Below are 19,010 nucleotides of genomic sequence, written 5' to 3'. Positions count from 1 at the left end.
TGAAAAGCTACCAATGAACAAGTTTTGCTCTAATGAAGCCGATTACCACCAACAAATCATCAACTGTATCGACCTATTGCCAAATCAGTTGAAATCCGAGGAGGATCTACATGTTTTCGTCTGGGGTCACGAGATCAAATTGCTTGATGCAGGACGAAACGGCGGGGACGGTTCAGCGGATTTACTCACCGTGGACGAAAAAGGGAACGTCTGGCTGATAGAAGTCAAGTTTGGCTATAACTATGAATTGAGTCGCTTCGTGTGGGAAAACCAACTCAAACGGTATAAGCGAGCCATCGAGTCGATGTCGTACCAAAGGTTGCTTAGGTATACGAAGGAATTCCTCAAGGGGCGCGAACTTACAAAACCAACCGACGTCGTATCATTACAAGCAGAGTCGATCGTTGAAGCGCTAGCGGCTTGGCAGGAGAGAATCGGCCGTGCCTTGGTCGCGCCGGACGAACTGAACCGCCGCATGGCTGAAACGATTGGGACTGGGACCTATGGCATCATGGTGTTGGCTGATCGGTTTGCTCCAGATGTCGTCGATATTGGACAGCAGTTTGAACACAGGGGGCCACTCGCATATGTCCAAGGGATACCAACAAACGCTGGAATCGAGTTTCAGCTACGTTGGCATCGAACCGCAAGTGGGATTTCTGATCGCCAATCGGTTGCCATTGACCCCGATCCTCGATTCGACGCTTCAGAGAAGGAGGTCAACAGATGGTGCGACCCAGACTCTTTCGCTGACACACTCGGCGAGGGAGCTCGACATTTGTGGCTGAATGTCCTTCAACCAGGTCTTCTACGCCTCGGATGGGACGGGAAGCCCCAGCAAGTCAAGCAGATGGCCTTCAACGTTGGGTTTGAGGTCAAGCAATCCCTCGTGCCGCTGCTGGTAATCGGTTGGTCCGAATTAGACGCCAAGGACGTTCCACGACATAGCAAACTCGCGGGTCAGGCGTCAATGAAGATTAATCCTCGGATGAAACAACTCCTCAAGACGTCCGGCGACATCTCGCTCGTGAACCGATTTGCCGAACGGCTGTACCAGCTCGGTTGGCGTGGCAGACCGAACAGGAACATGAACAGGCGTTGGGGCGTCGTACCGAATTCGGCAGAGGAGGTGATGAAGGCCGAAGGCGTAATGATTTACCAACCCGACGAGGCGACGCGAGACCACAATGGTCGGCCAGGAGATAAGGAAAGCATCGAAGGTCTATTGTGTGAATTTGAGGCTGTATTGTACGAATTGCGGCATCGTTAAAAATCAGGTCCAACCGTCTGCTTGCGGTGGAGCGGGTCGGCGCTGAACATCTGGAGGACGCCATCGATATCCAGATCCTCCAGAAAGTGTTGCCGAAATTCCACGGCACCCAGGGCAAACTGGAAGAACCGCTCGACAGACTGAACGAGTTCTGCGAGAGCGAAGGGTTTGCCCGCAGCGCGAAAAAGCTGCAACGGATGCTGAAGGATCTGAGCGACCAGGGCTATTGCAGCTTCATCGCCTGATGGCGCGATTGCCGGCCACCGTGAAAATGTTGGGAACCAATCGGAGTGGCTCACTCCATGAGCCTTTGCCTCGAATATTCTAATCTCGGCTCAGAGCGCACCTTTAAGCGCTCGGCGCAATTCGATCCGCTGATTGGAGGCTTATATGAAAAGGGCTTGCTGGATTCTGTATATTTCGCTCCTGGAAGGCTGCGCTCATCTTCCCAATGGGGAAATCGATTACAAGGGTTCATTCGAGAAGAGCATGGAATATCTGGGAATGGCCATATGGGCCCCGATCGTCGTCCCCTCCCTTTTGATTGCTTACACCAAGACCACGGGCCCCGTGAACACCAATTGCTGGAAGAGCGGGGGACGGTTGATCTGCAATTCGCAGGGCTTTATCAACGGAAGCTACTACAGCGGAACCCGTACCTATCGGTTCGACAGGTGAGGCAGGTCTGGATGGCCGAGACAATGCGGAAAGCCGCGGTAACCGGAACAAGAAACAGCGTGCACCGCACCTACACCCCGAATACGCTCCCCCATTGAAATCCAGTTCGTCAGTGAGATGAACCGTACCGAACGTTTCTACAAGATCGACCGGATGCTGCATGAGCGGAAACTGGTTCCCAAAGGCGCTTTTCTGGAAGCGCTGGGCGTATCCGATGCCACGTTCAAGCGCGACATCGAATACATGCGCGAGCGTCTGAATGCGCCCATCGTCTGGGACCGCGAGGCGCGCGGCTACCGGTTCGAACCGGGTGATGGCCCGCCCTATGAACTGCCAGGCCTGTGGTTTTCCGCGGCCGAACTTTATGCCTTGCTGGCAGCGCAAAACCTGCTGGAAGACATCGAGCCCGGGGTTCTGGCGGCCCATGTGGCCCCCCTCAAGTCGCGCCTGGCGGCCCTGCTGGAAAGCGGCGGGCATCCGGCGGCGGAGGTTGCCCGGCGCGTGAAACTGGTCTCGCTGGCGCGGCGTCCGGTCGAACCCCGATTCTTCAACGAGGTTGCGCAGGCGCTCCTGCAACGGCACCAGCTCGAAATCTCCGCCTGGAACCGCCGCCGGGACGAGGTGAACGTCCGGATCGTTTCCCCCCAGCGGCTGGTCCATTACCGGGACAATTGGTATCTCGATGCCTGGTGCCACTGGCGTGACGGCCTGCGCAGTTTTTCACTCGACACGCTGCGACAGGTGCGCTCCCTGTCTACCTCGGCGCACGAGATTCCGGACGAGGTGCTGGAGCGGCAGTACACGTCGAGCTACGGCATTTTCTCCGGCGAAACCCGGCACTGGGCGGTCCTGCGCTTCGTGCCGGAACGCGCCCGCTGGGTGCGGAACGAGTGCTGGCACCGCGATCAGCAGGGCGAACTGCTGCCGGATGGCAGTTACCGCCTGCGCATCCCCTATGCAGTGGAAGCCGAACTGGCGATGGACGTCCTGCGCCACGGCGCCGACGTGATCGTCGAAGCCCCGGAATCTCTGCGCCAATGCGTACGGGACGAGGCCTGGGCGCTCTGGCAGAACCATCGGGCGGCTGGAGATGGGTGAGACGTTCTTTTGCCGGGCTAGCCGCGCCGTGCTGATTACCGGCGAGGGAAACTTTCCCGGACTCGATGAAAATGGCTGGGAGACCTTGGAAGACTGCGCCGGCGTCATCGAAATCGATGAGTGGCAAACCGCCTATCTGCGCTTTTACGGTGAAGAACCCGCCCAGTTTTCACGATGCCTGAACGCCGTGAGCGCGGGCCGCTTCGAAAGGCTCCCGCACCATGCCCTGCCGACCTATCGCGTCAACTTCCAAAACCATGTCGGCCAATCCAGTCTGGCAGGGTTCCGGATCAAGGTCGTCCACCGGAAAATCACGGAAGAGCATTTCAATGCCATGCTGGATTTCCTGTGTGATCAATATGCGACATTGATCTTCAGCTTGCGGCAGAGCGCGGGGGTCCACTGGCGCAAGGATCGGGCGGGACGGGGACAATCCATATCTGCAGTATCTGCTCATCCGGCGCCATCTGCTGCACGGGCGTCCCGATCTCGATGGCATCGCGACGCTGATGCACCGCGCCATGCATGAGCGCATGGTTTCGACCGTCGAGGAAGCGTCCATCGACCGAGTGCGCGAACTGGACAGTGCCGCGGCCATGACCCTTCTCAGCCGCCCGGCGGCATGGGGACGGCTGGAGACGGGCCATCCGCTCAAGGACACCGCACTGGCCCGCAGCGTGTTTCAACGCGCCGGCCGACGGCTGTTCCCCGGACGGGTTCGAAGCCGGCGGCGCCATGCCACGGTGGATACGCCGGAAAACCGGTTCGTGAAATTTTTCCTGACCCGGCTCGAACAGCGACTGGCGCAAATCAAAGCCATGCTGGGCGAGGGCGGCGGCACGTTTCTGCATCCCGAAATGGGCGACGAGATCGGCCGGCTGGAGCGGGCCCTCGACCGCTTTCTGGACGGGCCTCGCTGGCGGGAAGTGGGGGAACTGCGCCACATTCCCGCCCGGTCCACGGTGCTCCAACGCCGCGCCGGTTACCGCGAACTGTTCCGGTTGTTCGCCCTGCTTCAGCAAGCCAGCCGTCATGACGCGAATCTGCTGGACTTCACCGCCCTGGTCGAAATCAAGGACGCACCCTTGCTGTACGAGTACTGGTGCTTTTTCCAGGTGAAACAGCGGCTCGATGCGCGATTCGGCCTACCCCGGCGAGCCTCGATCATCGCCGAGGCCCAGCCGGAGGGAGACGCCCTGCGGGAAGGGCTGCGTCTGGACTACGGCCGGGGCATCGCTCTGTATTACAACGCCACCTGCGCCGCCCGCTCCTCCGGCAGATTGAGCAGTTATTCCCATGACCTGCGCCCGGACATCATCTTGAGCGACGGGGACCGCCTGTTGATCCTCGACGCCAAATACCGCGGCGAAGCGAGCGGCGACACCGGCATCGAGTCGCCGAATCCGGCCGACATCGACAAGATGCACACCTACCGCGAGGCCATCCGTAACGTCTGGGGCGCGTTCGTGCTGTACCCCGGCGAAAAGCCGGAGATCCATCCGGCCTTCACGGCCCGCGGCGACAGCCGCTATGAGCGGGTCGGCGCCCTGGTGTTGGTTCCCGACATTCTGTCCGGTGAGGTTGACGGCTCTGATGAGATCGAGCGGCTCATCAGCGAATTCCTGGAAAGAAGGAAATCCTGATTGACAGCACTACTCCAGGGGGGAATCCCTGGATTCCTGCCCGCCTGTCGCCCGGCTGCCTCCCACCGCGGCATCGTCATACACCCAGGCCATGAACAACTGATACCCCAACGCCAACATGACGGATCCCAGAAACAGGCCGATGATGCCGCCGGTCGCCATGCCGCCGAGCGCCCCCAGCAAAATCACCGGCATCGGGGCGTCCACGCCCCGCCCCAGCATGAAGGGCTTGAGTATGTTATCGACGGAGCCGGCAACGATCGTATAGATGGCGAACATGATCGCCACGATCGTGGAGTCATCGGTCATGAAGACATAAATGACCGTCGGCAGCGATATCAAAAGGGCAGGAACTTGCATGATACCCAGCAGCAAAACCAACAAGGCCAGAACCCCCGCGGCTGGAACGCCGACCAGGATAAAGCCGGCACCCAGCAACAGCGCCTGAATGCAGGCGATGCCGATCACGCCTTGCGCCACGGCGCGAATGGTCGTCGTCGAAAGCCTGACCAGGGCGTCCCCTTGCCCGGGACCCGCCATCCGGTTGGCGATGGCTCTCGCCGCCGCGTGGCCGGACGAAGCATAGGCCATCCAGACGCCCGCAAGCACCAGGGAAACCAGGAACTTCAACACCGCGGAGCCTGCACTGGCCGCGTAACCCAATATCTCTTTGGTGACGGTGCGAATCTTGGGCTCGAATCTCGCGGCCACACTGCCGATGTCCTCATGGGCGGCCGACCAGAGCGCGTACAGCTTGTCTCCCAGCAAAGGCCATTCTGCAACAAAAGCGCGGGGAGCCGGCACCTTGAGGCTGCCGTCCCGGACCTGCCGTACCAGATCCGTCGCCGAATCGGCGAAAGAGATGGCAAGAAGCGCGGTGGGAACAAGCACACACAGGAGTATCGCAAGTACCAGGACGGTCGCGGCGCGACCCTGCTTGTCGCCCATTCTTCGAGCCAGCGAGGCGTGCATGGGATGAAATGCCACTGCCAGAATGACGGACCACAGCATCAAGCCGATGAACGGCTTGAATATCTGATAGCAGTAAATGACCAGAAAACCGATCAGCCCGACCCGGATGAACAGATCTATCAGCCTGTGCGAGATCAGCTTTTCCAACATTCCGTCGGATGCACGGGGTTCACTTGTGTTCATTTGCGAGGCTCCTCTAAGGTTTCGGTTCGAGGCCGCGTCATGGCAACCGTCCGTCCAGGCGGCTCGGCCATGCGGCCGGAGCTCCCGACGGCCACGGCGGATGGCCCATCCCCGGTCGGCTCGAACCCCATTTTCTCAAGTTCACTGCAAGTAAAACCATGGACATCCTGATCCGGCCCGCCGAGACGCGTGACATCGAAGCCATGGTGGAACTGCTCGGCACCCTGTTCTCCATCGAGGCGGATTTCACCTTCGATCCGGACCGCCAGCGCCGGGGACTCGCCCTGTTGATCGGGAGCAGCGCGGACCGGGTGCTGGTTGCGGAATGCGAGGGACGGGTGATCGGTATGTGTTCGGTGCAGACGCTGATTTCCACCGCCGAGGGCGGCCCGGTGGGGCTGGTCGAAGACATGGTGGTGGCGCGGGCGTTCCGCGGGAAAGGGATCGGGCGGCGGCTGCTGGGCGAAATCGAGCGCTGGGCGGCCGACGCCGGCCTCACCCGCTTGCAGCTCCTGGCGGACCGGACCAATGAACCGGCGCTGACCTTCTACGACCGGCGGGGCTGGGAGCGCACGGCGCTGATCGGCCTGCGAAAGATGCTGCGCGACGCCGATTGAGCCGGGACGGTTGCGTTTCCGCCGGCATCCGTGGAAACTCCCGCGCTTCTCGAACGGCTGGGAAAGTATGGACACCGCAGATTCGATTTTCGGAGGGCTGGTTTTCGTTTCCGCTACGCTCTGGAGCATCGTCCTGGCGCTTCCCTGGTTTCCCTGGCTCAACCGGGAGGTGCTGCGGTCATCTCCGGGCGGGCACTTCTACGATCTCGGGGATGTCACGGTGGTGATCCCGGCGCGGGACGAAGCCGAGGTGATCGGGCAAACCCTGGCCGCGCTGAAGGAACAGGGCGGAGGTCTGCGCGTGGTGCTGGTCGACGACGGCTCGACGGACGGCACCGGCGAGGCGGCCGGGCGCGTCGAAGGGCTCGATCTGACCCTCCTGCGGAACGAGTCGCTGCCGCCGGGCTGGAGCGGCAAGCTGTGGGCGCTGGAACAGGGGGTGGCCCGGGTCGGCACCGAATACACGGTACTGCTGGATGCCGATATCCTGCTTCAGCCGGGCGTCCTGGGCGTGCTGCGGGAAAAGATGCGCAGCGAGGGCATCCAGTTCGCGTCCCTGATGGCCTCGCTACGGATGGAGAACTTCTGGGAAAGGCTGCTGATGCCGGCCTTCGTCTACTTCTTCAAGATGCTGTATCCGTTCGCCCTGTCCAATTCGCCGGACCGCCGCTTCGCCGCGGCGGCGGGCGGCTGCATCATGCTGGAAACCCGGCTGCTGGAGCGGATCGGCGGGTTTGCCGCGATCCATGGCGCGCTCATCGACGACTGCACCCTGGCGAAAAAGGTGAAGGCGACGGGCGCGAGGACCTGGATCGGACTGTCGCGGGCGGTGGTGAGCCTGCGCCGCTACGACACGCTGGCCGACGTGTGGGACATGATCGCCCGCACCGCGTTCACCCAGTTGCGTTACTCGGCCTGGCTGCTGGCGCTGTGCACGCTGCTCATGCTGATCCTGTTCTGGCTGCCGGCGGCGGGCCTGTTCGCATCCGATGAGGGGGTGACGCTTGCCGCCGCCTGGGCGGTGCTGCTCATGGCGGGCACTTATATGCCCACCCTGCGCTTCTATGGCAGAAGCGCGGCCTGGGGGTTGCTGATGCCGGTCATCGCGGGCGCTTATCTGGCCATGACCTGGAGTTCGGCGCTGCGCTACTGGCGCGGCGAGCGCAGCCGCTGGAAGGGACGCGTCTACTCGAGCGAAGACGATACCGGCTGAGGCGGCAATCGGCTGCCCGCCCACAAGGCGTAGGCCAGATAGCCGACCACGGCCAGGTTGACGGCCAGCGTCGCGAGCTTGAGCCAGGACACGCCTTCGGCCAGTTCGTAGAGCTCGAAAGGAACGTAGATACCGCCGCTGGCCACGCCGAACCATTCGGCCCAGCGCCGCCCGCGCCACAAGCCATAGGCCTCGATGCAGCGCAGCATGGCATAGCCGAACGCCAGGGCGGCCAGCGCCCAGAGCCGCTGGTCCGACAGGTTCTTCAGCAGATCGAGAAAAATCCGGGGATAACGGCTGGCCGGGTTGAGGTGGGTATGCCGCACCAGTTCGTCGACGACGGGCTCCAGCCCGTGATGCAACAGCTCGACCACCCCGAAGCCGGCCAGGAGCACGACGATGCCCTTGGCGGCTTCCATGGCGGCGACGACGCGGACACCGTGCATGCCCGGCGTCACGAAGCCTCCGCCACGTCGCCCGGCGCCTCGGACTCCGCCTGTTCGAGCTCCCAGCGGCGGAAATCCTCGAGGTCGGACTTCACCTGCCTGAAGGTCCAGGCCAGCAGGGCGGCATCGTCGGCGAACCCCAGGCTCAGGATGAAATCCGGGATCAGATCGACCGGCATCACGAAATAGACCACGGCTGCGACGATCAGGCCGAGGCTCTGCCAGGGCAGGGAGTACCGCTTCTGGGCGCAGGCCCTGAGCAGCCGCAGGCAGGCCATGAGCGAATCCCGCACCTCGCTCAGCGGCCCCTTCTTCGCCTCGGCCTTCTTGGACGCCCTGTCCAGCAGCGATGCCAGCTTTCCCGGATCGCCGGCGTATTCCTTCGCCTTGGATCGGGCCTTGGCAAATGCCACACTGTCCTGAACGGTCTTTTCGGTGAGTATCATCGGTGTGCCCTCTTGCGCGGCGGTTCCGGCTTGACAAGGTCTGAGCCCAGGAGCATCGTTCCCCGCCACTTAGGTTTTTCCAGATTCTACCCCCCGATGAACCGCCAGAACACCGCCCTCCGCGTGGAATGGGATCCCGCGCTGATCCGCAAATACGACCGCAGCGGCCCGCGCTACACCTCCTATCCCACCGCCGACCGCTTCGTGCCCGACTTCAACGCAGCCCGCTACGAGGAATGGCTGCAGCGGCGCGCGGCCGAGGCGAATCCTTCGCCGCTGTCGCTGTATTTCCACATCCCCTTCTGCCAGACGGTCTGCTTCTACTGCGCCTGCAACAAGATCGTGACCGCCAACCGCGAGCACGCCGGCAAGTACATCGACTACCTGGAAAAGGAAATCGAACTGCAGGCCAGACACCTGGGACCGCATCGGGAGGTACGCCAACTGCACTGGGGCGGCGGCACGCCGACCTTCCTGAACCACGCACAGATGCGCCGGCTGATGGAAGCGACGCGCGAGCATTTCGAGCTGGCCGAGGGCGAGTACTCGATCGAAATCGACCCGCGCAAGGTGGACGCGGCCACCATCGCCCTGCTGCGCGAAATCGGCTTCAACCGGATGAGCTTGGGCGTGCAGGACTTCGACCCGGCGGTGCAAAAGGCCGTCAACCGCATCCAGAGCGAAGAGGAGACGCTGCGCGTCCTCACCGCCGCCCGCGCCGAAGGCTTCTGCTCGGTCAGCATCGACCTGATCTACGGCCTGCCCAAGCAGTCGGTGAGCGGCTTCCGCCATACCCTGGACCGCATCCTCGCCGCCGATCCGGACCGGATTTCACTCTACAACTACGCCCACCTGCCGCATTTGTTCAAGCCACAGCGCCAGATCCGCGACGAAGACCTGCCCAGCGCCGATACCAAGCTGGAAATCCTGCAAGATGCGGTCGCCCACCTGACCGGCGCCGGCTACGTCTACATCGGCATGGACCATTTCGCCAAGGCGGACAACGAACTCAATCTGGCCCAGCGCGAAGGCCGTCTGCAGCGCAACTTCCAGGGCTACTCGACCCACGCCGACTGCGACATGGTCGCCCTGGGCGTCACCGCCATCGGCAAGGTCGGGCCGACTTACAGCCAGAATTTCCGCACCCTGGAGGACTACTACGCCCGGCTCGTCCAGGGCGTGCTGCCGGTGATGCGCGGGCTGGAATGCGATGACGACGACCTGCTGCGGCGCGCCGTGATCCAGGCACTGATGTGCCAATTCGAGCTGGACTTCGTCCGGCTCGGTCGACAGCATGGGGTGGATTTCCCCCGCTACTTCGCCGCCGAACTGGACGACCTCGAACCGATGGCGGCGGACGGACTGCTGGAGCTGGGGCCGGACCGCCTGACGGTCACCCCCAAGGGGCGGTTCCTGATCCGCAACATCGCCATGGCTTTCGACCGCTACCTGCGCCAGGACCGGGAGCGGCGGGCCTATTCCAAGGTCATCTGATCCCCGATTGCGCCGTGCTTGGCGGTGGTATCATCGGGTCATCCCAAAACCCGAAGGTGTGGACGATGTACGACCATCTCGAGACCGCCGAAAATCCCGAAAACCTGAAACGCGTGGTCATCGACCCCGTGACCCGCGTCGAAGGGCACGGCAAGGTCACCCTGCTGTTGGACGACGACGACCACGTCCGTCAGGCCCGGCTCCACATCGTGGAATTCCGGGGATTCGAGCGTTTCATCCAGGGCCGCCCTTACTGGGAGCTGCCGGTGCTGGTGCAGCGGCTGTGCGGCATCTGCCCGGTGAGCCACCACCTCGCGGCGGCGAAAGCCATCGACCAAGTCGTCGGCGTCGACCGGCTCACTCCGGCCGCGGAGAAGCTGCGCCGGCTGATGCATTTCGGCCAGTTCCTGCAGTCGCACGCCCTGCACTTCTTCCACCTGGCGACGCCCGACCTCCTGCTCGGCTTCGACAGCCCGGCGGGCCGCCGCAACATCTTCGAGGTGCTGAAAGAGTATCCGGACGTGGGCCTGGAAGGTGTCCGCATGCGCAAATACGGTCAGGAGGTGATCCGGGTCATTTCCGGCAAGCGCATCCATGGCAGCGCCGCCGTCCCCGGCGGGATGAACAAGGCATTGACGTGCGAGGAAAGGGATTTCCTGCGCCAGGACATCGATCAGGTTCTCGGCTGGTGCCGCAACGCACTCGCGCTTATCCGCCGGATCTACCTCGCCAACCGCGAGCATCATGAACGCTTCGGCCTGATCCATTCCAATTTCATGGGGCTGATCCGCGACGACGGCGCTTTCGAAATCTACCACGGCGGCCTGCGGGCCAAGGACGCCTCCGGCCGGACGATCTTCGACAAGCTCGACTACCGGGGCTACACCGGCATCCTGCGCGAAGAGGTGCGCTCCTGGTCCTACATGAAATTTCCCTACATCGAGGCGCTGGGCAAGGAAAACGGCTGGTACCGGGTCGGACCGCTGGCCCGCATCAACAACTGCGACTTCATTCCCACCCCCCTGGCCGAAGAGGCTCGGCAGGACTTCCTGGCCCAAGGCGCCGGTGGACCGGTGCATGGCTCGCTGGCCTTCCACTGGGCCCGGATGATCGAAACCCTGCACTGCGCCGAGAGTATTCGCGAACTGCTAGACGATCCGGAGCTGCTGGGTACCGACCTCGTCGTCCATGGCGAGCGCCGGCCGGAAGGCATCGGCGTGATCGAGGCGCCCCGGGGCACCCTGTTCCACCATTACCAGGTCGACGAGAACGACTTGGTCACCCGCGCCAACCTGATCGTCTCCACCACCCAGAACAACCAGGCGATGAACGAGTCGATCCGCCAGGTGGCCGCCGAATATCTCGACGGCCAGACGATCACCGAAGGGCTGCTGAACCACATCGAAGTCGCGATCCGCGCCTACGACCCCTGCCTGTCCTGCGCCACCCATGCCCTGGGCAGGATGCCACTGGTCGTCGAGCTGACGAACGCCGGCGGCCGGATGCTGGACCGTCTGCACCGACGGGCGGACGGAACGGTGTCGCGCTGAGGTGGCGGGGCTGCTGGTCTTCGCCTACGGCAACCCGAGCCGGGGTGACGACGCGCTCGGACCGCTGTTCCTCGAAGCGCTGCAAGTACGGCTGGCAAGCTCGCCAGGGGTGGACATCGAATTCCTGCAGGATTTCCAGCTCCAGATCGAGCACGCGCTCGACCTCGCCGGTCGGGACCGGGTGCTGTTCGTGGACGCCCACGTCGGCTGCCCCCCGCCGTTCCGGTTCGAACGGCTCGTTCCCCGGCGCGACGGCAGCTACACCACCCATGCCGTCAGCCCGCAAGCCCTGCTCGAAGTCTACCGGCGCATCAACCGTAGCGAGCCGCCGCCCGCTTATCTCCTGAGCATCCGCGGGGAACGGTTCGACCTGGGGGATGCCTTGAGCCGGGCGGCGGAATCGAATCTCGAGTCCGCGCTGCGTTTCGCCGAGGGGCTGATCGGCGCAACGCCGGGCACCGCCTGGGATGCCCTTTGTCCTTGAGGAGAAATCAGAAATACGGCTTTTCCTTGGCCTGGTTGTAGCGCTCGATGCTGCCGGTGATTTCCCGCCGCGCCTCGTCGATGTCTCCCCAGCCAATGATCTTCACCCATTTGCCCGGCTCGAGATCCTTGTAATGCTCGAAGAAATGGGCGATCTGGGCCAGTTGCGGTTCGGGAACGTCACGGTAGGACTTGACCTTGGAGTACAGCGACGAAAGCTTGTCCACCGGAACGGCCAACACCTTGGCGTCGCTGCCGGCTTCGTCTTCCATCTTCAGCACGCCGATCGGCCTGCAACGCACCACCGAACCACTGAGCAGGCGGCAGGGCGCGATCACCAGGACGTCGACCGGATCGCCGTCCTCCGACAAGGAATGGGGCACGTAACCGTAGTTGCACGGATACTGCATCGCCGTACCCATGAACCGGTCGACGAACAGCGCCCCGGTCTCCTTGTCGACCTCGTATTTCACCGGATCGCTGAACGCCGGGATCTCGATGACGACATGGATGTCCTCTGGCACCTGCCGGCCGGAACTGACTTTCATCAAGGCCATGACTTCTCTCCGAAATGAGCAAATAGCCCATTATAACAGTCGGGAAAATCGATGACGGCGGCAGCGAACGGCGTTCGTCAGCCGCCCGACAGGACGATGCGGGCCATCGCGTAATATCCCTTGAGTTTGGCGAGCAAGCCGGGCGCCGGATGCAGGGGATGGACACCGGGCATCGCCTGGCCTTTCGCCAGCCTGGCGATTTTGCGCCGCACCGGCGCGTCGAGCTGGCCGTTGGCCGCCAGCTCCATGAACAACGCCTTGACATTGCCCAGGTCGAAGAAATCGCGCTGCCAGCTCCACTGGTAGTCGCCGCCGTAGCGGAACCAGGAACCGCCGAGCCCGGCGACCTCGTAGTGGCTACCATCGGGCCGCCGGGCCGGCGATACCTGGCGCCAGAACCCGATGACCTCGCCCTGGGCGTCGTCGATCACCACGTGGTCGTACGGGTAGCGCCATTGCTCGAAACCCTCCATGTGGAAGCCCAGCGCCCACTCCATGATTTGCTGCCGTCCGCGGGCCAGGAACTCCTGATCGGGCCCCATGTTCCAGCCGTATTCGGCGTCTTCGGTGTACATCGCACCGAGCGACCGGATCCAGTCGCCGGCCCGCTCCGCGTCACGGTTGGCGGCCAGCCAGCGCGCGACCATTTCTTCCAGCTCGGCTCGGGGGTAGGCGGGCATGCAAAATCCTCTTCTGTCGTGGTTGGTCGAAAACTCCGCAGACGCGGACTCGCTCGCATAAAGCGAAACGGTCGACGCCGGGCGGAGGCGTCTCAGCGTCCGATGATCGCGGCCTGCTGGTCGGCATGATACGACGAACGCACCAGGGGAGCGCTGGCGACGCTGGCGAATCCCAGCTCCCGCGCATACCCCGCGAGTTCATCAAATTCCGCCGGCGGAACGTAGCGCACCACGGGCAGGTGGTCCCGACTGGGCTGCAGATACTGTCCCAGCGTGAGCATCTCGCAGCCATGGCCGCGGAGATCGCGCAGCACCTCGCGCACCTCGTCCAGGGTCTCGCCCAGGCCGAGCATCAGCCCCGACTTGGTCGGCACGCCCGGCACCTTGTCGCGGAACCGCGCCAGGAGCTCCAGCGACTGGCGGTAGTCGGCGCCGGGCCGCGCCTGGCGGTACAGGCGGGGCACGGTTTCGATGTTGTGGTTGAACACGTCCGGCGGATCGGCAGCGAGCAAATCGAGGGCAATCTCCATCCGTCCACGGAAATCCGGGGTCAGAATCTCGACGGACAGCGCGGGGGAGCGTGTGCGCAAGGCCCGGATGCAGGCGGCGAAATGGGCCGCGCCGCCGTCGCGCAGATCGTCCCGGTCGACCGAGGTGATCACCACGTAGCGCAGTCTCAGCAGGGCGATGGTTTCCGCGAGACGCTCGGGTTCGGCCGGGTCGGGCGGCGCCGGGCGGCCGTGGGCGACGTCGCAGAAGGGGCAGCGGCGGGTGCAGATGTCGCCGAGGATCATGAAGGTGGCGGTGCCGTGGCCGAAACATTCCGCCAGATTGGGACAGGCCGCTTCTTCGCAGACGCTGTGCAGACCGCGCTCGCGCAGCAGCCGCTTCACGCGCCGAACTTCGTCGCCCGACCCGGCCCGGACCCGAATCCAGTCGGGCTTGGGTAGAGGCGCGCCGGGTTCGACCTTGACGGGGATGCGCGAGAGTTTTTCCGCGCCCCGCCGATGGGACTCCGGCGTCTGGCGCGACGGCGCCCGATTTTCATCCAGGGTTTTCATGCTGCGATTTCCTCGTCGCCTAGCTGGACCATCAATTCTCGCACCAGTGCCGCCGCCGGTTCGAACACCTGCGCGTCGACGCCCAGGTCGGTCAATCGCGTCACCGCCAAACCGGCATGACCGCAGGGATGGATCCGGTCGAAGGCCTCCAGCTCGGGGCAGACGTTCAACGCGACGCCGTGGTAACAGCAGCCGCGGCGCACCCGCAGACCGAGTGACGCGATCTTGGCCCCGTCCACGTAAACCCCGGGGGCATCGCCGCGCGCCCGCGCTTCGAGGCCATACTGGCGCAACAGCCCGATGACGGCCTGTTCCAGCGCGCTGACCATCCGCCGGACGCCGAGCTTCCGCCTTTGCAGGTCCACCAGCGTATAAAGCACGAGCTGGCCGGGACCATGGTAGGTCACCTGGCCGCCGCGGTCGGTCCGGACCACCGGCACCCCCCCGGCATCGAGGATGTGGGCGGGATCGCCGTTCATGCCGAGGGTGTAGACGGGCGGATGCTCCACCAGCCACAGTTCGTCGGCGGTGTCATCGGCACGCTGCCCGGTGAACTCCTGCATGGCGCGCCACACCGGTTCGTAGTCGGCTCGCCCGAGCATGCGGACAAGAAAGGCCATCGGCGTTCAGTTCAGGAGAAACAGGGTGGCCAGCCCCAGGAAGATGAAGAATCCCATACCGTCGGTGATGGCGGTGAGCAGCACGCTGGTGCCGATGGCGGGATCCAGGTCCAGCCGGGCCCGGATCAGCGGGACGAACAGCCCCGTCACCGCCGCCACCAGCAGATTCAGCGTCATGGCCGCGGCCATCACCGAAGCCAGTTTCGGATCGCGATAGAGCGCGTAGGTCAGGACACCGATGACGCTGCCCCAAACGATGCCGTTGATCAGGCCGATGGCGATTTCCTTGAACACCAGCCGCCGCACGTTGGACGAATCGACCAGCCCGAGGGCGAGCGAACGCACGATGAGGGTGCTGGTCTGCGTACCGGTATTGCCGCCGATGCCGGCGACGATGGGCATGAGCGAGGCCAGCGCAACCACCCGGCTGATGGTGTCGTCGAACAGATCGATGACGCGGGTGCTGGCGAACGCGGTCAGCAGGTTGATGCCCAGCCACACCCAGCGGTTCTTGACGCTCTTCCAGATGCCGGCAAACAGGTCCTCCTCCTGAAGCAGACCGGCCTGGGCCAGTGCCTCCTCGTCGGACTCGTGGCGGATGTAATCGACGATGGCGTCGATACTGACGCGGCCCACGAGGCGCTGCTGATCGTCCACCACCGGCACCGACAGCAGACCATAGCGTTCGAAGGCACGGGCGGCGACGGACGCATCGTCGTCCAGATGGAACATGACGACATCTCTGGACATCACGTCCGCCACCCGCGCCTCGGGACTCCGCAGCAGGAGGCGCTTGAGCGAGAGCACGCCGCGCAGCACCCCTTGCTTGTCGACCACGAACAGCTTGTCGGTGTTCTCCGGCAGGTCGCCGCGCTGGCGCAGATAGCGCAGCACGACGCCCAGCGTCGTATCCTCCCGGATCGCCACCATGCCGAAATCCATGATCGCGGCGACGGTGTCCTCTTCGTAGGACAGGACCGATTCGAGCTGGGCACGGGTCTGGTCATTGAGCGACTTCAGCAGCTCCTGCATGACCTCTTCGGGGAGGTCGGGCGCCAGATCGGCGATTTCGTCCGTGTCGAGCTGCTCGGTGGCATGCAGCAGTTCGTCACGGTCCATGTCCGAAATCAGCGACTCGCGCACCGCATCCGAGACATGCAGCAGGATCTCGCCGTCCATCTCGGGGTCCACCTGCGCCCACACGGCCAGACGCTGCGCCTGCGGCAGCGACTCCAGCACATAAGCGATGTCAGCGGCGTGGAGCGAATCGAGCTTCTGCCTGAGCGCGACCTGATGCTGCTTGTGCATCAGGTTTTCGATCAACTCATGCCGAGACATCGGCTGATGCTGAAGTATCGTCTCCTCCAGCTTCTGTTTTTCCAGCAGATCCACGACTTCGCGCACGAGCCGGCGCAGTCTTTCGTCGCTGGTTTCGATGATGGAATCGGACATGGCTGGCAACGGACTTCGGTGATCACTGCGCCGACGGAGAGGCCGGCGGATGGAAGGGCGTCCGGGCTCGTACCCTACCCGGACGGAACAGTCGTCAAAGAACCATGAGCACACCGGGCAGCGTGCCGATGCGCTGGTAGATCGCCTCGATCTGTGCCTGGCTCGAGGCGATGAACGTCACGGTCACCGCCACGAACCGGCCACCGCCGCTGGCGCGGACGGCGACACCGAGCTCTTCCAGCTCCGGCGCGGCCAGCCGCACCGCGGCTTCGACCGAAGCGGCGAAATCGCCTTCCGCCGGGCCGAACACCTTGATCGGAAACTCACAGGGGAATTCGAGCAGGGCGTCCAGACTCATGCCGTGATGCCACGCTTGAGCCTGCGCTTGAAGTCCTGGTACAGCGCACTGACCCGCTCCCAGACAGGCCCGGGGCTCCCCCGGCCGACCGGCCGCCCGTCCAGCTCGACCACCGGCAACACTTCACGGGTCGAACTCGTGATCCAGATTTCCTCTGCCCCCGAAAACTCTTCCAGCGAGATCGCCCGCTCCCGCGCCGGCAGACCCTCCGCCCGAACCAGCTCCAGCACCAAGTCACGGGTGATGCCGGGAAGCAGTTCGGGCCCCTTGGGTGGGGTGACGATGGTACCGCCGACCACGGCGAACACGTTGCTAGCCGTCCCTTCCGTCACGTGGCCCTCGCGCACCAGCACGGCCTCGGCGCAGCCCCGGTCGACCGCCTGCTGCCGTAGCAGGACGTTGGGCAACAGCGTGATGGCCTTGATGTTGCACCAGCGCCAGCGGATATCCTCCAGCGTGATCGCGCGCACGCCGGTCACCGGAACCGGCGTGATCGGCGAAGCCATGGCGAAGACAGTGGGCCGAACCCCGACCGGGATCGAATGGTCCCGGGCAGGGCCCACGCCGCGCGTCACCTGCACATAGACCGACTGATCGTCCACCCCATCGATCAGGCGGCCGATGATTTCCGACCACTCCGACCTCATCAGGGGCGAGGTCATGCGGATGCCTCGCAGGCTGTCGTCCAGCCGCCGGAGGTGCTCTTCCAGCCGCAGCGGCCGCCCGCCGTAGACCGGGATGACCTCGTACACGCCGTCACCGAACAAGAAACCCCGGTCCAGGACGGACACGCGGGCCTGATCCAGCGGCAGAAACTCGCCGTTGAGATAAACCACGGGGCCGTTCATGGCAGGACGCCGCGAATCTAGCCCTGCCGCCGCTTCAGCCACAACAGGACATGGTCCAGGGCCCGCCGGAAGATGCCGCCCTCCGGCACCTCCTGCAGAGCCACCAGGTCCCGCTGGATGATGGTCTCGTTGTTGAACGTGACCCGGATGCTGCCCAGTCTGTCGCCTTTTCTGACCGGTGCCATGGCGTCGGCATCCACTTCCATCGCCGTTTTCAGATTCTGGAACTGCCCTCGCGGAAAGGTCGCGTACAGATCCTCGTCCACACCGACCGGCACTTCGGTCTGCTCGCCTTTCCAGATGCGGGCCTTGGCGAGCTCTTCGCCGCCCTTGTGAACCGGTTTGGTTTCGAAGAAGCGGAAGCCGTAATTGAGCAGCGCCTGGTTGGCGTTGGCGCGATCGGTATCGCTCTTGGTACCCAGGACCACCGAAACCATCCGGTCGCCGTCGCGCACGGCAGATGTGATCAGGCAGTAGCCGGCTCCTTCGGTATGGCCGGTCTTGACGCCGTCGACCGAAGGATCACGCCACAGCAGCCGGTTGCGGTTGACCTGCTTGATGTCGTTGAACACGAACTCCTTGATGGCGTGCCAGGGATAGTACTGCGGGAACTCCTTGATCATCGCCCGGGTCAGCGTCGCCAGGTCGCGCGCGGTGGTGTAGTGGTCCGGGTCGGGCAGGCCCATGCTGTTCTTGAAATGGGTATTGGTCATCCCCAGACGCTCGGCATTCTGGTTCATCAACTGGGCGAAGACGGCCTCATCGCCGGCGACATGCTCGGCCAGGGCGACGCTGGCGTCGTTGCCGGACTGGACGATCATGCCCTTGAGCAGGTTTTCCACCGAAATCTGGGCACCGACCTGGGCGAACATCCGCGACCCTTCCGTCCGCCAGGCCTTTTCGCTGACGGTCACCATGTCCTCCAGCTTGACGTGTCCCTGGGCGAGCTCACGGAACAGGATGTAGGCCGTCATGACCTTGGTCAGACTGGCGGGCTCCAGGCGCTCGTCGGCATTGCGCTCGGCCAGCACCCGGCCGCTGTAGAAATCCTGCAGCAGATAGGCCTTGGCCGGCAGTTCGGGGGGGGCGGGGATCAGCGGCGGCTCCGCCCGGAGCGGCAGGCACCATCCGGCCAGGAGGACAAGGGAAAGGAAAACATGCCATCGGGCGTGAATCAGGAGGGCTTTCACGTTCATCCGCCGTAGGGTTGATTTGCAGTACCGTTAGTTTACCACGCCCCCCGCCACCGATTGACGACAGCCGGGGTGGGCGGCATCTCCCTCCGGCACGCCGCAACACCGCTGCCGGGCACTTCGGACCTCACCAGGGAAACGGGGCGCG

The 19,010-nt window shown here is 63.8% G+C and carries 22 protein-coding genes; 11 read left to right on the top strand and 11 right to left on the bottom strand.

All coding sequences use genetic code 11. The features are described 5' to 3' along the window. The first annotated feature begins 13 nt into the window (after nt 1-13). The 6 genes from H156_RS0107040 (at nt 14) to H156_RS0107015 (ending at nt 4,689) form a co-directional block, all read left to right on the top strand. Complete coding sequence (locus H156_RS0107040) at nt 14-1,270, top strand: hypothetical protein (RefSeq protein ID WP_017365982.1); 1,257 nt, start codon at nt 14-16, stop codon at nt 1,268-1,270. Nucleotides 1,271-1,296: 26 nt separating this feature from the next. Beyond that, a complete protein-coding gene (locus tag H156_RS0107035; RefSeq protein ID WP_017365981.1) occupies nt 1,297-1,515 on the top strand; it encodes a hypothetical protein in 219 nt (72 codons plus the stop codon). Nucleotides 1,516-1,660: 145 nt separating this feature from the next. After that, on the top strand, nt 1,661-1,948 hold the full coding sequence (locus tag H156_RS0107030; protein ID WP_017365980.1) for a hypothetical protein: 288 nt from the start codon (nt 1,661-1,663) through the stop codon (nt 1,946-1,948). A 117-nt stretch (nt 1,949-2,065) separates the two neighbouring features. Continuing rightward, complete coding sequence (locus H156_RS0107025; protein WP_017365979.1) at nt 2,066-3,046, top strand: helix-turn-helix transcriptional regulator; 981 nt, start codon at nt 2,066-2,068, stop codon at nt 3,044-3,046. Continuing rightward, complete coding sequence (locus H156_RS0107020; RefSeq protein ID WP_081504057.1) at nt 3,039-3,575, top strand: DUF2357 domain-containing protein; 537 nt, start codon at nt 3,039-3,041, stop codon at nt 3,573-3,575. The genes H156_RS0107025 and H156_RS0107020 overlap by 8 nt, the downstream gene beginning before the upstream one ends. Then, a complete protein-coding gene (locus H156_RS0107015; RefSeq protein WP_338009793.1) occupies nt 3,460-4,689 on the top strand; it encodes a DUF2357 domain-containing protein in 1,230 nt (409 codons plus the stop codon). The genes H156_RS0107020 and H156_RS0107015 overlap by 116 nt, the downstream gene beginning before the upstream one ends. Before the next feature lie 9 nt (nt 4,690-4,698). Here the strand turns inward: H156_RS0107015 and H156_RS0107010 are convergent, their stop codons facing one another. Further along, a complete protein-coding gene (locus H156_RS0107010; protein ID WP_238536894.1) occupies nt 4,699-5,844 on the bottom strand; it encodes an AI-2E family transporter in 1,146 nt (381 codons plus the stop codon). A 158-nt stretch (nt 5,845-6,002) separates the two neighbouring features. Here H156_RS0107010 and H156_RS0107005 point away from each other — a divergent pair, with 158 nt between their 5' ends. Beyond that, nucleotides 6,003-6,461 carry a GNAT family N-acetyltransferase gene (locus H156_RS0107005; RefSeq protein ID WP_017365975.1) on the top strand — a complete coding sequence of 153 codons (459 nt, stop codon included), beginning with the start codon at nt 6,003-6,005 and terminating at the stop codon, nt 6,459-6,461. A gap of 67 nt (nt 6,462-6,528) precedes the next feature. Next, entirely contained in the window at nt 6,529-7,674 is a 1,146-nt protein-coding gene (locus H156_RS0107000) for a glycosyltransferase (RefSeq protein ID WP_017365974.1), read from the top strand. Here the strand turns inward: H156_RS0107000 and H156_RS0106995 are convergent. Further along, complete coding sequence (locus H156_RS0106995) at nt 7,647-8,132, bottom strand: DUF2127 domain-containing protein (RefSeq protein ID WP_017365973.1); 486 nt, start codon at nt 8,130-8,132, stop codon at nt 7,647-7,649. The two genes, H156_RS0107000 and H156_RS0106995, sit on opposite strands and share 28 nt — an antisense overlap. After that, nucleotides 8,129-8,566, bottom strand: coding sequence for a YkvA family protein (locus tag H156_RS0106990; protein ID WP_017365972.1), 438 nt, complete (start codon nt 8,564-8,566; stop codon nt 8,129-8,131). The genes H156_RS0106995 and H156_RS0106990 overlap by 4 nt, the downstream gene beginning before the upstream one ends. A 96-nt stretch (nt 8,567-8,662) precedes the next feature. On the opposite strand from H156_RS0106990, the gene hemN reads away from it, so the two are divergent. The 3 genes from hemN to H156_RS0106975 all read left to right on the top strand — a co-directional run bounded on the left by hemN (nt 8,663) and on the right by H156_RS0106975 (nt 12,094). Beyond that, a complete protein-coding gene (gene hemN, locus H156_RS0106985) occupies nt 8,663-10,060 on the top strand; it encodes an oxygen-independent coproporphyrinogen III oxidase (protein WP_017365971.1) in 1,398 nt (465 codons plus the stop codon). A 65-nt stretch (nt 10,061-10,125) separates the two neighbouring features. Then, the gene (locus H156_RS0106980; RefSeq protein WP_017365970.1) at nt 10,126-11,610 is read left to right on the top strand and encodes a Ni/Fe hydrogenase subunit alpha; all 1,485 of its coding nucleotides are present in this window, start codon (nt 10,126-10,128) and stop codon (nt 11,608-11,610) included. Nucleotide 11,611: 1 nt separating this feature from the next. Further along, the gene (locus H156_RS0106975; protein WP_017365969.1) at nt 11,612-12,094 is read left to right on the top strand and encodes a hydrogenase maturation protease; all 483 of its coding nucleotides are present in this window, start codon (nt 11,612-11,614) and stop codon (nt 12,092-12,094) included. Between the two features lie 7 nt (nt 12,095-12,101). Here H156_RS0106975 and ppa read toward each other — a convergent pair whose 3' ends face one another. From ppa to H156_RS0106935, 8 genes are all read right to left on the bottom strand, one after another. Next, nucleotides 12,102-12,650, bottom strand: a complete 549-nt coding sequence (gene ppa / locus H156_RS0106970; protein ID WP_017365968.1) for an inorganic diphosphatase — start codon at nt 12,648-12,650, stop codon at nt 12,102-12,104. Nucleotides 12,651-12,727: 77 nt separating this feature from the next. Then, nucleotides 12,728-13,330, bottom strand: a complete 603-nt coding sequence (locus H156_RS0106965) for a Cif family virulence factor (RefSeq protein ID WP_010959481.1) — start codon at nt 13,328-13,330, stop codon at nt 12,728-12,730. 92 nt (nt 13,331-13,422) lie between these two features. Further along, nucleotides 13,423-14,391 (bottom strand): lipoyl synthase, encoded by a 969-nt coding sequence (gene lipA / locus H156_RS0106960; RefSeq protein WP_017365967.1) that lies wholly within the window; start codon nt 14,389-14,391, stop codon nt 13,423-13,425. Then, complete coding sequence (lipB, locus tag H156_RS0106955) at nt 14,388-15,011, bottom strand: lipoyl(octanoyl) transferase LipB (protein WP_017365966.1); 624 nt, start codon at nt 15,009-15,011, stop codon at nt 14,388-14,390. The genes lipA and lipB overlap by 4 nt, the downstream gene beginning before the upstream one ends. 6 nt (nt 15,012-15,017) lie before the next feature. Continuing rightward, nucleotides 15,018-16,463 (bottom strand): magnesium transporter, encoded by a 1,446-nt coding sequence (gene mgtE / locus H156_RS0106950; protein ID WP_010959478.1) that lies wholly within the window; start codon nt 16,461-16,463, stop codon nt 15,018-15,020. A 94-nt stretch (nt 16,464-16,557) separates the two neighbouring features. Next, nucleotides 16,558-16,821, bottom strand: coding sequence for a YbeD family protein (locus H156_RS0106945; RefSeq protein ID WP_010959477.1), 264 nt, complete (start codon nt 16,819-16,821; stop codon nt 16,558-16,560). Beyond that, nucleotides 16,818-17,669 carry a D-amino acid aminotransferase gene (locus H156_RS0106940; RefSeq protein WP_017365965.1) on the bottom strand — a complete coding sequence of 284 codons (852 nt, stop codon included), beginning with the start codon at nt 17,667-17,669 and terminating at the stop codon, nt 16,818-16,820. The genes H156_RS0106945 and H156_RS0106940 overlap by 4 nt, the downstream gene beginning before the upstream one ends. Nucleotides 17,670-17,686: 17 nt before the next feature. After that, nucleotides 17,687-18,865, bottom strand: a complete 1,179-nt coding sequence (locus tag H156_RS0106935) for a D-alanyl-D-alanine carboxypeptidase family protein (protein ID WP_017365964.1) — start codon at nt 18,863-18,865, stop codon at nt 17,687-17,689. Between the last annotated feature and the right edge of the window lie 145 nt (nt 18,866-19,010).

The organism is Methylococcus capsulatus str. Texas = ATCC 19069 (genome assembly GCF_000424685.1).
Lineage (GTDB): Bacteria > Pseudomonadota > Gammaproteobacteria > Methylococcales > Methylococcaceae > Methylococcus > Methylococcus capsulatus.
The sequence above is the reverse complement of the archived record's forward strand: the minus strand, read 5'-3'. Positions and strand labels throughout refer to the sequence as shown.

Bases quoted from the DNA above. Each gene is read 5' to 3' on its own strand.
- H156_RS0107040 (WP_017365982.1), top strand. From the start codon at position 14: ATGAACAAGTTTTGCTCTAATGAAGCCGATTACCACCAACAAATCATC.
- H156_RS0107030 (WP_017365980.1), top strand. From the start codon at position 1,661: ATGAAAAGGGCTTGCTGGATTCTGTATATTTCGCTCCTGGAAGGCTGC.
- H156_RS0107025 (WP_017365979.1), top strand. From the start codon at position 2,066: ATGAACCGTACCGAACGTTTCTACAAGATCGACCGGATGCTGCATGAG.
- H156_RS0107020 (WP_081504057.1), top strand. From the start codon at position 3,039: ATGGGTGAGACGTTCTTTTGCCGGGCTAGCCGCGCCGTGCTGATTACC.
- H156_RS0107010 (WP_238536894.1), bottom strand. From the start codon at position 5,844: ATGAACACAAGTGAACCCCGTGCATCCGACGGAATGTTGGAAAAGCTG.
- H156_RS0107005 (WP_017365975.1), top strand. From the start codon at position 6,003: ATGGACATCCTGATCCGGCCCGCCGAGACGCGTGACATCGAAGCCATG.
- H156_RS0107000 (WP_017365974.1), top strand. From the start codon at position 6,529: ATGGACACCGCAGATTCGATTTTCGGAGGGCTGGTTTTCGTTTCCGCT.
- H156_RS0106990 (WP_017365972.1), bottom strand. From the start codon at position 8,566: ATGATACTCACCGAAAAGACCGTTCAGGACAGTGTGGCATTTGCCAAG.
- hemN (WP_017365971.1), top strand. From the start codon at position 8,663: ATGAACCGCCAGAACACCGCCCTCCGCGTGGAATGGGATCCCGCGCTG.
- H156_RS0106980 (WP_017365970.1), top strand. From the start codon at position 10,126: ATGTACGACCATCTCGAGACCGCCGAAAATCCCGAAAACCTGAAACGC.
- ppa (WP_017365968.1), bottom strand. From the start codon at position 12,650: ATGGCCTTGATGAAAGTCAGTTCCGGCCGGCAGGTGCCAGAGGACATC.
- H156_RS0106965 (WP_010959481.1), bottom strand. From the start codon at position 13,330: ATGCCCGCCTACCCCCGAGCCGAGCTGGAAGAAATGGTCGCGCGCTGG.
- lipA (WP_017365967.1), bottom strand. From the start codon at position 14,391: ATGAAAACCCTGGATGAAAATCGGGCGCCGTCGCGCCAGACGCCGGAG.
- lipB (WP_017365966.1), bottom strand. From the start codon at position 15,011: ATGGCCTTTCTTGTCCGCATGCTCGGGCGAGCCGACTACGAACCGGTG.
- mgtE (WP_010959478.1), bottom strand. From the start codon at position 16,463: ATGTCCGATTCCATCATCGAAACCAGCGACGAAAGACTGCGCCGGCTC.
- H156_RS0106945 (WP_010959477.1), bottom strand. From the start codon at position 16,821: ATGAGTCTGGACGCCCTGCTCGAATTCCCCTGTGAGTTTCCGATCAAG.
- H156_RS0106940 (WP_017365965.1), bottom strand. From the start codon at position 17,669: ATGAACGGCCCCGTGGTTTATCTCAACGGCGAGTTTCTGCCGCTGGAT.
- H156_RS0106935 (WP_017365964.1), bottom strand. From the start codon at position 18,865: ATGAACGTGAAAGCCCTCCTGATTCACGCCCGATGGCATGTTTTCCTT.